This window comes from Blautia sp. An81 (assembly GCF_002161285.1).
Lineage (GTDB): Bacteria > Bacillota > Clostridia > Lachnospirales > Lachnospiraceae > Blautia > Blautia ornithocaccae.
The window spans coordinates 69,202-83,877 of record NZ_NFHH01000017.1 but is presented as its reverse complement, the minus strand read 5'-3'; the positions used below and the strand labels follow the sequence as shown (position 1 = coordinate 83,877).

The window sequence follows — 14,676 nt, the reverse complement described above, 5'->3', positions numbered from 1 at the left end:
CTATAGGATTTGTACTAACCAGCAAAGTCAGCAAATCTTATTTTACTCTGAGGTATCTTTTTTTCTCAACCACCTTTCGTGGAATTCCCTATATTTGTATTATACAGGAAGCTCCTGTAAGGTACAATCTATTATGTAAAAGGAGGTGACTATGATGTATGAAGATTTTGTCCCGGAACGGCTGGCAAAGCTAAGGGCGCTAAAGGGTGTATCTGCCCGTGACATGTCTTTGTCACTGGGTCAGGCGAACAATTACGTCAATAATATTGAGAATAAGAAGTCACTTCCCGCCATGCAGTCCTTTTTCTACATCTGCGAATATCTCGGCGTAACACCCCAGGAATTCTTTGATGAAGGAAATGCCTGCCCGCAGACGCTACAGGAATTTATAACCGAGGCCAAAAAACTGGACTCAAAATCAATGGAATATATTCTCGGCATTATGAAAGAACTCAATAGCAAACGGTAGAGCGGCCAGCAGTTGGCCGCTTTTCTTAATATTGTACCCGGTAATCTCCTGATAATGTCCAATCCCTATACCGGCGATAATCCCTGTTTTGTCCTAAAATGATCCGCCTTTTGTCTGACGGTTCAAATTCCTGCTACATTTTTATCATTTCCCGGTGCTGCCAAAGGCTCCGGTGCCACGCTGCTCCCCAAGTTCCGTCACAAAATCCGCGATTACTACCGGCGTAATGACGAGCTGGCCGATCCTTGACCCTTTGGGAACATGCCGCATCTGGCTGCTCACATTGCTAAGGATCGCGTGGATTTCCCCGCGGTAGCCGGAATCTACAGGCGGCAGCTCGCAGACCAGCCCTTTGACGGCCATGCTGCTGCGGGGGAACACATATCCGGCAAACCCATCCGGCACCTCGATCCCAAATCCCAGAGGGATTTTTGCGATCTCACCGGGCTGTAAGGTGCAGTCATAAGGCATATACACATCCGCACCGGCATCGTTCCCATGTGGCCGGTAGGGTCTCTGGCCCTCCGGCACACCAAAATCGATCAGCTTAATCTTCATGGGCGCCGCCTTCCATAAGCACCGGGTAATCCGCTGCCAAAATCCCGCCGGGCGTCATGCTGCCCGCGATCTTTCTTCCGCAGCTCATTTTCCCCTCCAGGCATTTATCCCTCTGGCAGAAAGGGCCGGTAAGATCGGGAGCAAAGAGTACCGGGCTCAACGAAAAAAGCTCCTGCCAGATTTTCAGGAGCACGATCCGGGTCTCGTCCGTATTGCGCCGGCATACCTGCTGGCCGATGATATGTTTCCACTGGTAAGGCGTGGCACTAATAATCAGCACATTTCTAAGGCCCTGGGGCGTGGCATAGCCCGCCGCATCGTGCCCGATCCCTGCCGCGCACAGTTCTTCGTAACAATCCATATCGGATTTACAGCTTTCCAGATACATTTCCTGAATTGCCTTCGGCGCAGTCAAAATCTCATAGGGTACGGCAAAGTCTGCCTGCCCCGCATAGTTGCTGTACTGTAAGGACGCGCTCATAAACTTTACTTCGTTCTGGTGCCTGGTGATCTGTGCCAGGAAACGCCTGCTTGCGCCTACAATGGCAACGGTAATGACCGCGAATTTCTGGACCGTGGGGTGCGGGAGCTTGCTGATCGCTGTTACGGTATCATTGCTGAACGACTTTTCATAAAGCGCCGTCAGGTCCTCCATTGTATTGATCTTATGCCCGCGCTGGGTAAGTCTGGCCGCAAACACCATGTTTTTCTCGGCCTCCGCCACCGCCTGGCAGTTCAAAACCTTTACTTCAATTCTGTTGATTGGTCTGTCCCTCCTTTACAATCGCTTTCAGTAAAAACAGATAGTTAAGACTGTCTGTGATCTTTTCGTCCCATGTGCCGGCGTCGAAACTCACGCCATCGGCAAAGCACATGTCATACAGGGAAACGATATGTTTTGCCAGCATCCCGGCAAGGGCACACTCCGGTGTCGTGTGCTGCAATGCAGCGGCAGCCTTGAAAGCTCCCAGCCGGTCCGTATCGTCCCCGGTGTATTCCTTTGTTTTCTTTTGCAGGATTTCCCTGCATAGAGCCACCTGCCCGTCAAAAACGGCAATGACCTCTTTCTGTGTGATAAGGCATCCCTCCTTTGAAAATGGATTTGTCCCGAATCCTGTATAGAATCCGGGACCATTTACGCGCTCGGCAGATAAATCCAGTCGTGCATCAGGCACACGCTGGGCTCGTCCTCCCTGGGGACCAGCCGGTAGGTACATTCCCCGTAAACGGTCCGCTTGTCCTCGATCTCCATTTCATAAGCCTTGTAAAAGCGGTATTCGATATTGGAGATAATACATTTAAGCGTCTGCAATGCCTCCCGCTGGGAGGTCACGATCAGGTCACGGTCCACGCTGCGCTGTAGGAACAGCAGCGACTTGTAAAGCTGTACCTCCGTGCGGTAGGGCCGGCAGTCCATCGTCTCCAGCCAGTGGCAGAAGGCTACCGGGCCGCTTTCAACCAGTTCCCGCTCCGGGTGGTAATACTCGTAGCAGTCCAGGTTGGCCGTGTTCAGCAGGTACAGCATTTCCCTGATCTCATTTTCCGGCATGTCGTAAAACCTAAGAAGGGAGCGGTACAGATGCACATAGCCGGGTATTGAAACAATGGTATTCACCATAGAAAAATCCTCCTTGTAAATGACTGGTGCGGGAGCACATGCCCCCGCACCGGTTTTCAGTCTGTTCAGTTGTTTACTTCCACCAGCTTTGCCATGACGATGAAGCGGCTCGCGCCTCCGGGCGTACAGGTGGAAAGGGTCAGCACCTTATCGCTGCTTGTCACCGTGACGTCCGTTTCCACAACGGAACGCTCCGCCATAGCGGTAAGCCAGGTCGTATAAGCGCCGTCATCCTTCCAGCTAAGACGCCAGGGAGAGGTATCGCTGCCGGATTCGGAAGGCTTTGCCACAAACGCCGCGAAAATCTCACAGAGATAACCGCCCTCCGGGGTCACAAGGTACATCTGCTTATGGGTATCAAAGTAACTCTGCTCGTCATACTCATTCAGGACTGCGAACATGGAGCCGTCCCGCATGTTATGGCCGTAAATAATGGTGTTCCGGTCAGAAAAATCCGCCTTGTTCTCATAATCCGCGAACAGGCATCCCACCTTATTGTAGGTGCCGTCATACAGGTGGTGCAGGTAATACTCGTTGTCGTCCGCCTGCGTTACCGGGTAGTTGATGACCGTATCGGGAAGGTTCAGCCAGCCGATGATGTCCGGCCCGCTTTCCCGCAAAGATTCAAAATCCACCGCAGGAAGGACCACGGAAGGGGCTGACCCAGCAGGTTCCGTTTCAGCGGGCGCCATCCCGGTCTCCATATCCTCCGGCGTTTCGGTCTGCTCCGGCAGTTCCGGCAGCTCCACCAGCCCCGCAAGGTCATCATAAGCCCCGGCGCTTTCGCTGTACTGGCAGAGGTCACGGACCATCAGGAAGCCGCTGCCTAACGCCAGTGCCGCGCAGAGGGAGAGGACTGCAATGCCCGCAGACTTTGTCCTGGAGGTCTGTCTGCTGTATTTTCCTTTCTTGAAATAGAGGGCAGCAAACACCCCGCCGCCGATCAGGGCCAGTGCCAGGAGGCCGCCGTACAGGAAAATAAAATTGTCATCCCCGGTCTGCGGTACTGCCTTATCAGGATTAGACGGTGTGGAAGGCTTGGACGGTGTTTTCGGATTATCAGGAGTTTCCGGTTCTTCCGGTTTCTCATTAAAGAACTGGACCGTTGCGGTCTGGTCCGCCTTGATCTCCACCGTGGCCGCGTCAGGAATGATATAGTCCTTGCTTGCTCGGTTAGAAAGCTCGGTTACGGTATAAATGCCAACGCGCAGCCCCTTGACCTCGATCACGCCGGATTTCGGTGTGGTGAAGGTCTCGCAGTAAGAACCGTCCGCGCTCTTGACCTCAATGGCAAAGCCGTCCTTGCGTCCGTCACTGGAATCTTTGGTGATTTTCAGGTTTCCGCGGTATGCCTCATTGGTAAAGCCCCGGCCTGCCTCGCCGTTTTCGATCACAACGGTCTGGCCGTCCTCGGTGATCGCAAAGTAATACGCCTTTTCGTCAGGCTGGTAGCCCTCCGGCGCTTTCTTTTCCTTTACGAAATAGCCCTTAGCCAGAAGATTCTCCGCCATGTGGAATCCGCCGTCTGTCTCTTTCAGGGTGCCGACCAGCGTATCTTCGGCATCCAGCTCCTTGTTGCTGTTGGTGTCCTCATACAGTTCAAACACCGCGCCGGAGAGGAAGCGCAGGAAAGTATTTTCTTTGTCGCTCTCCACAGAGGAAGGTTCATCCACCGCCTCGGTCTTATGGAGCTGTACCCGTCCGCGGATCAGGGTATCATCCACACGGATTTCGATTGTCTGTCCGTCCACACCGATATAGATATGGTGTTCCTCCGGGCTCACCGTATAGAGCGCGGGAGCGGAGATTTCCTTTACGATCCAGTGGCCGTAAGGGATATTTTCAAAGGCAAAGCTGCCGTCCTCGCCGGTGGTTACGGTAAGCAGCGCGTTTTCTTCGGTAAATTCCTCGGTATCAGGCGTAAACAGGCCCATCACCGCGCCGGCCAGCTTCACATCCTCGCTGCCGTCTGTGCTCTCGCCATATTTCACGCCGTCAATGTGCCCGCGGAGCAGGTCATTGGGAACAGCCTCACCCTCATTGACAAGAATCTGTACCAGCGCCGCCTCCTGGCCCGCATATTCAAAGACTACCGGGTATTTGGTATCGGAAAGCACATAGGCGCTGTTGGTGGTGCGCTCCTGCACATAATAGCTGCCAAAAGGAAGGTCGGAATCAAAGCAAGCGTCATAGCCGCCCGCCTCATTTGCGGAAACGGAGACCACTTCCAGAAGCCCGCCTGCCGGGATCACGCTGCCATCCGCCGCCGTCAGGTCAGCGGAAGCATACAGGCCAAAGGAAATGTCCTTGTATTCCTCATTTATGCCAAGCCCGAAAAGCTCGTCTGTTTCCAGGGCTTTGAACAGGGCCACATCCACCTTCTGGCGCTCGTCATACAGGGATGCGGCGGTCTGCGTGATCTCCACGGTCTCGCCTGCATAGGTCAGCTCCGCATATTCCGGGGCCGCATTTACGACCATGCCAGCCGGCGCCTGCCGTTCTTCCAGACGGTAACGGCCCAGGTACAGAAGCCCGCTTGTGGCGGTTCCATCTTCCCCGGTGGTAAGAGTCTCTACAACCGTGTCCTTTGCTACTCGGAGGGTCCCGTCGCCGGTATAAATATCCTCGTCAGCGATCACATCATAGACCGCGCCGGGAAGCCCGGCCACTTCATACACCGGCTGATACAGGCCGCCGTTTTCCTGGACGGAAGCGAACACCTCGCCGGTCTTTGTAATGGTGAGCTGGCCCTTCTGGGGCATGTTGTACTGTGTGACGGTCACAACCGCCTCGCTGCCGTCAATAGTGAACGGCACGGGCTCACTGGAAAGGACATAACCGTAAGGCGCCGCCACCTCATAAAGCTCATAATCCCCGGTATGCAGAGGTTCCGGCAGCATGAGCCAGCCTTCGTCCGAAACATAGAAGGTATCAAGGGTCTCCGGGTTCGGGTAGAAAATTTCCTGGGTGACAAATTCCCTGGTGGAAAGGTCCTTGATCTGGAAGCCGGTGCCGGTCATCGGAATAATGTTCCCGGTCTCGGCGTCGCATTTCTCCACTTTGAGCCTTGCGGTAATGGTGCGGTTATTCAGGATATAGCTGTAGGTCTGGCCGTTTGCGGAAATAAATACCGTAAAATCCGGGATAAAAGCCTTTCCATCCTCACCGGCTACCTGGTGGACCGTATAATGGCCGTAAGGGAGCATTTTGGAGGAAGCAAAGCCATCACTGTCCGTGATGAGCAGGTCGCGCTCGCTTTCCTTCGCCGCATCATAGCTGCCCGCCGCCTTCAGGTAGATTTCAAAGACAGCGCCGGCCTCCGGGCGCTCGATCACTCCCTCATTCGGTTCTTCCGTATTTTCATCTTTGGACACATCCGGGTCCGGGTCGTCCGTATGCTTTACAAGCTGGATATTGCCATAGATCACGGTTTCCGTGACCTGGTTTTCCGTGGTGTTCAGCTCCACCTCGTACAGCGTCGGGGAAGCGCCCACCTCGTAGACCGTATCATCCAAAAGGTAGCCAGTGCTGGGCTCGATCTCCCGTACCGTCCAGCTATCGCCGCAGACATAGTAGCGGGTCATAAAACTGCCGTCCGGCCCGGTGGTATAGGTATCTACCAGATCGCCACCACAATAAATCCCATAGGTCGCCCCGGCAAGGGTGGCGTCGCCCTGGGCGGTCCCGGTGTCCGCGTCGCTCTTTACCACATGCACACGGAATTTCTTCAGGATATTGCTGAAATGGACGGAAGAAGTCTGGCCGCTCTCAATGGTGATGTACTGTGCGGAAGGGGTCACATAGCGGTCAACCGGGATTTCCGTCACCAGATAGGTGCCGGGCAGGAATTTCTTTTCCACCTGGCCGTTATCCCTGGTAGTAACAGTCTCATTGACTTCATTTCCCAAAATATCCGTGCCGGAAATGCGGAAGGAAATGCCGGACACAATGCCGTCCTCACTGGTCTTGACGATCTTTGCGGTTCCGTAGGTCTCCGTTTTGATGTTCATAAAGAAGGAAACCGGGTCGCTGGCGCCGGTCATCATAGTCTGGTAGCCGGGCCTGCCCCAGATCAGCATATCATTGGCAACCGGAATATCTTTTCTGAACTTAAAAGAAACCGGGTCCATAATCATGTTTTTGCTGGTGAAGGTGTACTGGTTGCCGTTCCTGCTCACGGTCACGCCGCTGCCGGAAAGCATTTCCAGGTCAATATTCAGGTTGTTGGTGTCGGTAACAGTCAGGGTATAGACCTTTCTGCTGGTGTCCCATTTCAGTTCCAGAACAGGGGCATCCCCCTTATTCGCTGCAGTAAAGGAAGGGACGGTGGAGTGGGACGCCACCTGTTCCAGAATCCAGTTGTATGCCTTTTCCGCAGGACGCCCGGCAACCACGCTGTAATACTGGTCCGCCGAAGCATGGCCGTTGCTGTGTCTGCTGTAGGGGTCGCTCCGAAGCTGCTGCTGGTATTCCCAGAGGATGATCTGCGTCGCAATCTTATAATCGTCCTCATTGATCCCGGAAACAGGAAGGAAGGCGCCGGGTTTCCAGCCATAGATCGCCGTCAGGGTAATGCCGCGCTTGGCAGCAGAAGGGAGCATATTCAGATAATCGCTGTTGGTCCCATTCTCCGAAGTATAGGTATTTTCGGAAGTGTTATAGGCAATCCCGCTCTCCACACAGTAAACATGATGGCTGATACCTTCTGAATCCGTCAGCATATAGTGCCGGTAGGCATTGCCGCCGGAACTGGTGCGGACATCTACTGTGCCATCCGAATGATAGGCAAGAAAGGTATAGGGTGCAGGCGCGTAATAATGCTGCCCGTCAGACCCTACATACTGGTCGCCCAGCCAGGAGCTTGCTTTCTGGCCCACGCCTGCCGCAAACGCCTGGGCGGGGAGCAGACTAAAGACGCATACCGCGCAGAGTAAAAATGCCACGATCCTGTGCAGACCGCGGCGGTGTGTGTTTGTTTTCATATTCACGATAGAAAGACCTCACTTTCATAAAATAGGTAAGGACGGCGCATTACTCGCCGTCCTCATGGGTGCTATCCTCAAAGTCATCCTCGGAGAGATATTCCGGTTCGCCGTAAGCCTCGTCCGGGTCAAAGCCCTCCCCGTAGCCGTCGTCCTCGTCAAATTCGTCCTCGTCCGCCGCTTGCTGCTTCGGGCGCACGATCTTCACATAGTAACCGACGCCTCCGACTGCAAGCAGGGCAACAATGATAAAGATAATCGTGCCGACGCTGCCGGTATCTTTCTTCGACTGTTCCGGTTCAGCCGGTTCCTCCGGCTCTGCCGGCTTTTCTTTCCCGATGCAGCCGTTTAAGTCATTTTTGCAGACCAGGCAGCCGGTATTGACTTTTCCGGCCTCGCATTTTTCCTTACAGGTGCAGACATCCGCAGCCGGGATCACGCTCACGCTGCCATCATTCTTTTCCGCAAGGGCCATCAGGTCCGCCTCGGTAACGCCATTCAGGAAATACACGTTGTTGTCGTCACGCTTGCCGTCAATGATAAGATAGAACACATTCCCGGCCTCGGTGGTAATGGTGTAAAACTGTTTATCCCCATCCTCGCCGGTTGCACTGTCCAGCACGGTCCCGGTTCCCTCCGGGGTGAAAGCACCATCCGGGACGGAGGAAGTGGTGGGTTCCGGTGTGCCGGAATTTCCTGTACTGCCGGAGCTGCCGCCCTGGGAGTTTGTGCCGCCCGAAGCCGTTCCCGTATTGGAACTGCCGGAATTGCCGCTTTGGGTGCCGGTGCCCGTGCTGCCGGAAGAAGCTGCCGGGGTCTGCGCCGGTTTCGTTGCCGGTGTGCTGCTCTGGCTCGCCTGCGTGGGGGCAGCCGGTTTTTCCGTGGGCGCCGGTTCCTTATAATAGGGGTTGTCAAACTTCACGGTATCAGAACGGTTCCCGGCATAGTCCACCGCATAGACGCTCACTTTTTTATCCGTGCCGGCATAATCCTTCAGCGAGACAGAGGCTTTCCCGTCTACAAGGGAATTTACACGGGTCTTGTCGATATAGACAGCCTCCACGCCGGAATTGTCGTCGCTGCTTACGATCTTTACGGTTTCCTCATCCAGCACCGCCGTAAGCGTGGGCGGCGTGGTGTCCTTGTCACCGGCGGCAAAAGCCGTCATGGGTAAGGTCATGGCGCCTATGAGAAAGACAAGCGCCACAAGGAGAGAGATTCGTTTAGTCCTCATGCACTTCCTCCTGTTCCTGCGGCGAAGGTTCCTGTACGGACGCCATCTGCCGCGTTTTTAAGAATTCGGCCAATTCCTGGGGCGTCAGGTGATAGCTGCGGGCCACCGCCACAAAATCGGTGTTCTCCAGCTCCGTTTTCTGTTTCTCCAAATCCCGGAGCCTGGCCTGCTGCTCCGCGATCTTCGCCTTGGTCTTTTCAATGTCTTTTGCCAGTTTTTCAATTTTAGGGTTCAATTTGTTACCTCCATTCTGTTAAGGCAGACGGCCAAAGGTGTAGAAGTGGCTCTGCCAGTAACTTGTATTGATATTTGCGTAAGAGATCGGGTCCCCACAATGGATCATCATTCCGTTACCCACATAGATTCCCACATGGCTCGCGCCGCTGGTGTTATAGGTCCCCTGGAAGAAAATCAGGTCGCCGGGCCTTGCGTCCGCGCTCGATACAGGCGTACACACGCCTAGAAGCCCATCCGCGGTAAGCCGTCCGAAGTTCCAGCCGGTATGGTTGACTACCCAGGAAACGAAGCCCGAACAGTCAAAGGAAGTGGAAGGGCTTGCACCGCCCCACACATACGGATAGCCTAAGTATTTCTCCGCCTCCGCGATCATGGCCGCGAACTGTTCATCCGCAAGGGCCTCCGGTGGAATATCGTAATCAAAGTAGCTGCCGCCTCCGCCCGCGCCAATGTCTGGCAGGCCGATACTGTTGGTATCGCCGGTATCTGCAAAATACAGCGGGTTTAAATACTGCCCGTCCACCAATACCTCCAGGTGCAGGTGCGGCCCGGTAGAATTGCCAGTGCTGCCGACCTTTGCGATCACATCCCCGGCTTTTACTTCCTGACCCACGGACACAAGAAGCTGCGAACAGTGGCCGTATTTCGTGGTAAGGGTATGCCCCTCGTAAGCCTCGCCTTCAATGGCGACACACAGGCCGTAGCCGCCTGCGTTTCCTGCCAGCGTCACTGTTCCGTCATGGCCGGCTAAGATTTCCGTGCCCTGGGCCATGCCGATGTCAACACCGGTATGGTAGTCCTTTCCCCCGCTGATGGGGTGTACCCGGTAGCCGTAGTAGCTGGTGACATAGGGCAGCCAGTTTATTCCAAAGACATTTTTCACATACTGCCGGTTGCCCTTGGTCTGCAATAGAATCTCACAGATTTCTTTCTGCTCGGAGCTCATGCGCTGTACCACCAGGTTTGCAAGAGGCGTGGCCGTGAGCTTTACATTCAAGATGTGCCATTCATAGGGCACTTCTTCCTCGGTTTCCTCGCCGGTCTCCGGGTCAACATGGGTCTCTGTCCGGTAGCGGATTTCCGTTTCCTCCGTAAAGGTAAGGGAATACTGCTCATTGAAAAGCTGCCGCAGGACGCCCTCGATCTGCTCATAGGTAAAATTCTGATAGGCAGAAGTGAGATAGCCCATCAGGATATAGGGGTCATGCTCGATAGCGCCGATGTTATAGCGGTACTCGTCATAACCGGGCCGGTCTGTTTCCACACGGTCTATTTCCATTTGCAGGTCTGTTTCCCACTCGGTATAGATAAGCTCCGCGTTGTTGATGTCCTGATCCTCCGCCAGATAGGTAGAGGCGGCGATACTTCCCAGGCCCCCGGTCCCGATATTGGAAAACGAGGAAAACAGCGAAGAAATGAGAAATACCACCAGAAGCAGAAGGACGAGAATGCCGCAGATAACCGGGTGGCGCTTGACGGTGTTTACCACCGAGGCAGCGATCTTTTCCGTTGTAACGGCTGCGTCCTTTGCCCGCTTTCCGGTTTTCTGTGCCTCCCTTGCGGCTTTGGCATACTGCCGTTTCAGCTTTTGCTTCTGCCACATCCGGGCAAGGAGATTTTTCTTTAACTCCGGGTGATCCGAAAGGGCCTGCCGGTAGGCAAGCTGCGCGTTAGCCCTCGCTGATTTCTGCTGCAGCTTTGTCACCCGGCGGTAAGGCGCTGTTTTATGGCGGTGGTACAGGGTGCGCACCCCGGCCTCACCCACAAGCTCTGTGCGGTGGGCGGCTTTCACGCCAACATTTTCTTCCTCCGCCTGGTAGATTTTCTTATGCGCGTAACCGACAGCCGTATTTGCAGCCGCCTTTACCGGGCGCATGGGAAGGGAACCCTTTACATGGGCCCGCTGGGATTTTACTTCCTGCTCAAATTTCAGCCGCTTTTTTGCTTTGCCGGTCTCCGGGTCGGAAGCCGTCTCCATACGCAGTTTTTTCCGGGAAGGCAGACGCGCCTCGGCGTCCTCCAGCTTCTTTTCCATACGCTCGGCCCTGCGCCTCGCCTGGGTCAGCTTTTTATCCGCCGCCTCCGGTGGCAGCTCGTCAGCGGTAAATTCCAGCTTGGAAGGCCGTTTTGGTTCTCCTTCGGCTGATCCCGGCTGTTTCTCCTGGGGTTCCTCGGCTTTTGCCGCCTCCTGGAAACGCTGCTGGTATTTGTTGCCGTGCTGGTGCATCCGGCGTCTGCCCGGTGTTTCCCCGGCATTTGTACTGCCGCCATCTGAAGCAGCGGAAGCCTCCGAACTGCCGGAACCGGACAACTCCTGGCCGCCGCGCCGGGAAAAGTCTGCATCCTGGCGCCGAAACCTGCCGGAATCCTGCTGCCTGCTTTCGCGGAAGCTGTCACGCCCGGAAAAATTCGGCCCGCTTTGCTGTGAATCGCCGCGGCTGTCCGGAACAGAATCCCCGGACGCCTGCCGGGAAGCAGTATAATCCACACTGGAATCCGCTGCCGGAACTGTGCCGTCCTCCGAACCCCCTTGATACAGGTTCCTTCCTCTATGTCGGTTATCTTCCTGAACAGGAGCATCACGGGCCCGGCGCAGATCAAAATCCTGGCCGCGCACCTCACCAGCCCGGACGTCTGTTTCTGTTTTCCTTGCCGGCTGCCGTACCGCGTCTTTGGGTCGTCTGAACTCTTTATCACGGGACATATCCATCACCTCCAGTCTGAATTATCGTTGTTGGTCTGCCGACGCTCATGCCCCCGCCACTTCATCCGGCCTTGTGGTAAGGACCGAATACAAAAGGGTGTCCTTCGGGAAATGATCCACAAAGGGAATAATCACGTTGCCAAAGAACAAAAGGCCCTCGCCGGGGCCGGAATGGGTCACATAGGAAAGCTGGTGGGGCGAAATGCCTAACTGCTTCGCCAAAATCTGCCGGTCTCCCTGAGCCTGGTTGAGCATGTAGATAAAATCTGAGTTTTCAAAAATGTTCTCGATCTCCCTGGAAGCCAGCAGGTCCTTCACATTCTGAGTTAAACCACTGGGAATACCGCCCCATTTTCTAAACCTTTTCCAAATTTCGACGCTAAAACTCCCTGTCTGGCCTTTCAGCAGGAGGTGGAATTCGTCGATATAGAACCAGGTCGTCTTATGCTTGGAGCGGTTGGCCGTAACACGGTTCCAGACCGCGTCCTGCATGATAAGAAGGCCGATCTCTTTCAGGGCCTTTCCCAATGACTTCAACTGGAAGCACAGTACCCGGTGGTGATCCATCTGGATATTGGAACGGTGGTTAAACACATTCAATGAACCGTTGACGTAGATTTCCAGCGCCGTGGCAATATTCTGTGCCTCCGGCTCGCTCTGTTTGCGAAGGAGGTCGTACAGGTCCCCCAGGATCGGCATGTTTTCCGGGCGCGGGTCCTGCAAATAGTCCCGGTACACAAGCCTTGTGCAGCGGTCAATGATCGTCTTTTCAATGGGGGAAAGCCCCTCCTTGCCGCCGATGATAAGGTCACACAGAGACAGGATAAAATCACTTTTCAGGGTGATCGGGTTTTCATCGTCCGAATAGTCCAGGTTAATGTCCATCGGATTGATGTAGTTGGTGGAGTTAGGGGAAATGTCAATGACCTGCCCCTGGTCTCCAAACTGTTTTACCAAAGGTCCATACTCATTTTCCGGGTCTGCTATGATAACGTCGTCCTCCGTCAGAAGAAACACATTGACGATCTCACGCTTGGCAGAGAAAGATTTGCCACTGCCGGGCGTACCCAGGAACAGACCGTTGGGATTTTTCAGGTTTTTGCGGTTCGCCATAATCAGGTTATTGCTAAGGGCATTGAGACCGTAATACAAAGCTTCGCCCTCCTGGAACAGTTCGCAGGTGGTAAACGGTACGAAAATAGCCGTGCTGCTGGTGGTAAGCCCGCGCTCGATCTCGATCTGGTTCTGTCCCAGGCATAGAGAGGACATAAGGCCCTGCTCCTGCTGGAAGTCCAGACGTTTCAGGGCGCAGTTGTATTTCTGCGCCACACCGGAAGCGGCGAAAATATCGTTAAACAGCTTTTGGCGCTTCGGGGCGATATTTTCCACCAGCACCGTCACAAGGAACATCCTTTCATTCCTGCTCTGCAAATCCTGCAAGAGATTTTTCGCTTCTTCGCCATAAGTGGCAAGGTCGGTAGGTATGATGTCCATGTCATAGCCGGAGCGGACCGCTTTTTTCTGTTCCTCAATCGTCATTTTCTGCAAATCGGACATCTTGCGTTTGATGTTCTTGATCGCCTGGGCCTGGTCGATAGACTGGATATGAAGGTTCACCGTTACGGCGTCGTTCAAGTCCAAAAGGTCGGCAAGCAGCCGGTCCGTCAGCTCCGGGGCCAAAATCTGCAAGAAGGACACCGCGCCGGAATGGTCGCCCACCCGGAAGGTTTTACCGTCCTGTGAGAAGGAGAGGCCGGAAGGGGCGATATAGTCCTTTGTGGAGAGCCCGGTTTTCGGCAAATCCGACCAGTTAAAATGAAATTTCTCCTGGCCGTCCGGGTGGAGCTGGCTGTGCAAAAGCTCCAGACGTTCCAGCCCGTTCAGGGGCCTTGCCTGCGCGCCCAGGGCTTTGAAGTTCCCCAGCACATCCGTTTCGATCCGTTCCAGACGCATTTTCGCCGTGCGAAGGTCCTCCGCCTCAATCCCAAACGTGATATATTTCCGCTTGGTAAGACCGTTGTTGCCCTTTTGGAGCTGGTTCTTCAGCATATCCGCGTACTCCCTGCGGATTCCGTCGTACTCGTCGCCACGGGTAGGAATATCTATGCTCCGAACAAAGTCCTGCATATTGGCCCGCTGGTTGATGAAAGTGAGCTGCACATGGATCGAGGCGTCAAAGTAATTGAGAAAATCGCAGTAGCCCTCAAAAATCTGCGCTTTGTCGTCCGCCTGCGCGAGCTGGTAGTTAATATCAAAGAACTGTACCGTCTTGGTGTAAAAATTGCCGCTCACACGGCAGATACCGTCCCGGTACATTTCCTTATAGGGAATACTCTGCTGGACCGTCTGCGGGGCGTCCGCTTTCAGCCCGGAAAAAAAGCCGGGCCTTTTCTTCGGCCCGGCCGGAGAGGCAGTTTTACTTCCTGCCTTTCTTGCTTCGGCGCGGGTCTTTTTTGCCTGCTTTACGTTTCTTTGCAGACGTTTTTCCTGCGCCTCCTGCTGTTTGGTTTTTGGCAATCTGTGATACCTCCTTTTTGGATATAGATTTATAGAGATTTTCCGTCCGGTAAGGACGGTTCTTCGGCCAGAGCTTATAGCGGAGCCGGTTCCTCAGCAATTTCTCGGCAGGCTGCCCGTCCTTCTCATACATGGCAAAGAAGAAAAAGGGCATCATCAGGCCGATCATAAGGAGCACCGCCGCCGAATTGCCAATGGCGCCGCGGGTAAAGAAATATACCGGCAACCCCACCAGCGCGGCCAGACTGAAACAAATAAGCTGGCGCTTTGTCAGGCCAGCGGCTACTTTGGTCTTGACTTTGGTTAAGTCTTTAGGTACGGGTACATAAGGCATTTCATTGTCACCTCCGATCTGCG

General features: G+C 54.4%; 11 protein-coding genes. 1 reads left to right on the top strand and 10 read right to left on the bottom strand.

Annotated features, from left to right (window positions below; all coding sequences use genetic code 11):
• Positions 1-154: 154 nt before the first annotated feature.
• Positions 155-469 (top strand): helix-turn-helix domain-containing protein, encoded by a 315-nt coding sequence (locus B5G33_RS14380; RefSeq protein ID WP_087418146.1) that lies wholly within the window; start codon positions 155-157, stop codon positions 467-469.
• Positions 470-613: 144 nt separating this feature from the next.
• On the opposite strand, the gene B5G33_RS14375 is transcribed toward B5G33_RS14380, so the two are convergent.
• From B5G33_RS14375 to B5G33_RS14330, 10 genes are all read right to left on the bottom strand, one after another.
• Entirely contained in the window at positions 614-1,000 is a 387-nt protein-coding gene (locus tag B5G33_RS14375; protein ID WP_442856610.1) for a dUTP diphosphatase, read from the bottom strand.
• Between the two features lie 16 nt (positions 1,001-1,016).
• The gene (locus tag B5G33_RS14370) at positions 1,017-1,790 is read right to left on the bottom strand and encodes an FAD-dependent thymidylate synthase (RefSeq protein WP_275532820.1); all 774 of its coding nucleotides are present in this window, start codon (positions 1,788-1,790) and stop codon (positions 1,017-1,019) included.
• On the bottom strand, positions 1,777-2,202 hold the full coding sequence (locus B5G33_RS14365; RefSeq protein ID WP_242974710.1) for a hypothetical protein: 426 nt from the start codon (positions 2,200-2,202) through the stop codon (positions 1,777-1,779). Before B5G33_RS14365 ends, B5G33_RS14370 begins: the two co-directional genes overlap by 14 nt.
• Positions 2,163-2,645, bottom strand: a complete 483-nt coding sequence (locus tag B5G33_RS14360; RefSeq protein WP_087418143.1) for a hypothetical protein — start codon at positions 2,643-2,645, stop codon at positions 2,163-2,165. Before B5G33_RS14360 ends, B5G33_RS14365 begins: the two co-directional genes overlap by 40 nt.
• 65 nt (positions 2,646-2,710) lie before the next feature.
• Positions 2,711-7,627, bottom strand: coding sequence for a class B sortase (srtB, locus tag B5G33_RS14355; RefSeq protein ID WP_087418152.1), 4,917 nt, complete (start codon positions 7,625-7,627; stop codon positions 2,711-2,713).
• 49 nt (positions 7,628-7,676) lie between these two features.
• On the bottom strand, positions 7,677-8,861 hold the full coding sequence (locus B5G33_RS14350; RefSeq protein WP_087418142.1) for a DUF4366 domain-containing protein: 1,185 nt from the start codon (positions 8,859-8,861) through the stop codon (positions 7,677-7,679).
• Entirely contained in the window at positions 8,851-9,096 is a 246-nt protein-coding gene (locus B5G33_RS14345; protein WP_087418141.1) for a DUF4315 family protein, read from the bottom strand. The genes B5G33_RS14350 and B5G33_RS14345 overlap by 11 nt, the downstream gene beginning before the upstream one ends.
• An 18-nt stretch (positions 9,097-9,114) precedes the next feature.
• The gene (locus B5G33_RS14340; RefSeq protein WP_087418140.1) at positions 9,115-11,802 is read right to left on the bottom strand and encodes a CD1108 family mobile element protein; all 2,688 of its coding nucleotides are present in this window, start codon (positions 11,800-11,802) and stop codon (positions 9,115-9,117) included.
• A gap of 45 nt (positions 11,803-11,847) precedes the next feature.
• Complete coding sequence (locus tag B5G33_RS14335) at positions 11,848-14,319, bottom strand: VirB4-like conjugal transfer ATPase, CD1110 family (RefSeq protein WP_204247398.1); 2,472 nt, start codon at positions 14,317-14,319, stop codon at positions 11,848-11,850.
• Positions 14,219-14,653, bottom strand: coding sequence for a PrgI family protein (locus B5G33_RS14330; protein WP_087418139.1), 435 nt, complete (start codon positions 14,651-14,653; stop codon positions 14,219-14,221). Before B5G33_RS14330 ends, B5G33_RS14335 begins: the two co-directional genes overlap by 101 nt.
• Positions 14,654-14,676: the final 23 nt, after the last annotated feature.

Excerpts from the sequence above, each read along its gene's own strand:
- srtB (WP_087418152.1), bottom strand. The coding sequence starts at position 7,627 with ATGAAAACAAACACACACCGCCGCGGTCTGCACAGGATCGTGGCATTT.
- B5G33_RS14380 (WP_087418146.1), top strand. The coding sequence starts at position 155 with ATGTATGAAGATTTTGTCCCGGAACGGCTGGCAAAGCTAAGGGCGCTA.
- B5G33_RS14330 (WP_087418139.1), bottom strand. The coding sequence starts at position 14,653 with ATGCCTTATGTACCCGTACCTAAAGACTTAACCAAAGTCAAGACCAAA.
- B5G33_RS14360 (WP_087418143.1), bottom strand. The coding sequence starts at position 2,645 with ATGGTGAATACCATTGTTTCAATACCCGGCTATGTGCATCTGTACCGC.
- B5G33_RS14350 (WP_087418142.1), bottom strand. The coding sequence starts at position 8,861 with ATGAGGACTAAACGAATCTCTCTCCTTGTGGCGCTTGTCTTTCTCATA.
- B5G33_RS14340 (WP_087418140.1), bottom strand. The coding sequence starts at position 11,802 with ATGTCCCGTGATAAAGAGTTCAGACGACCCAAAGACGCGGTACGGCAG.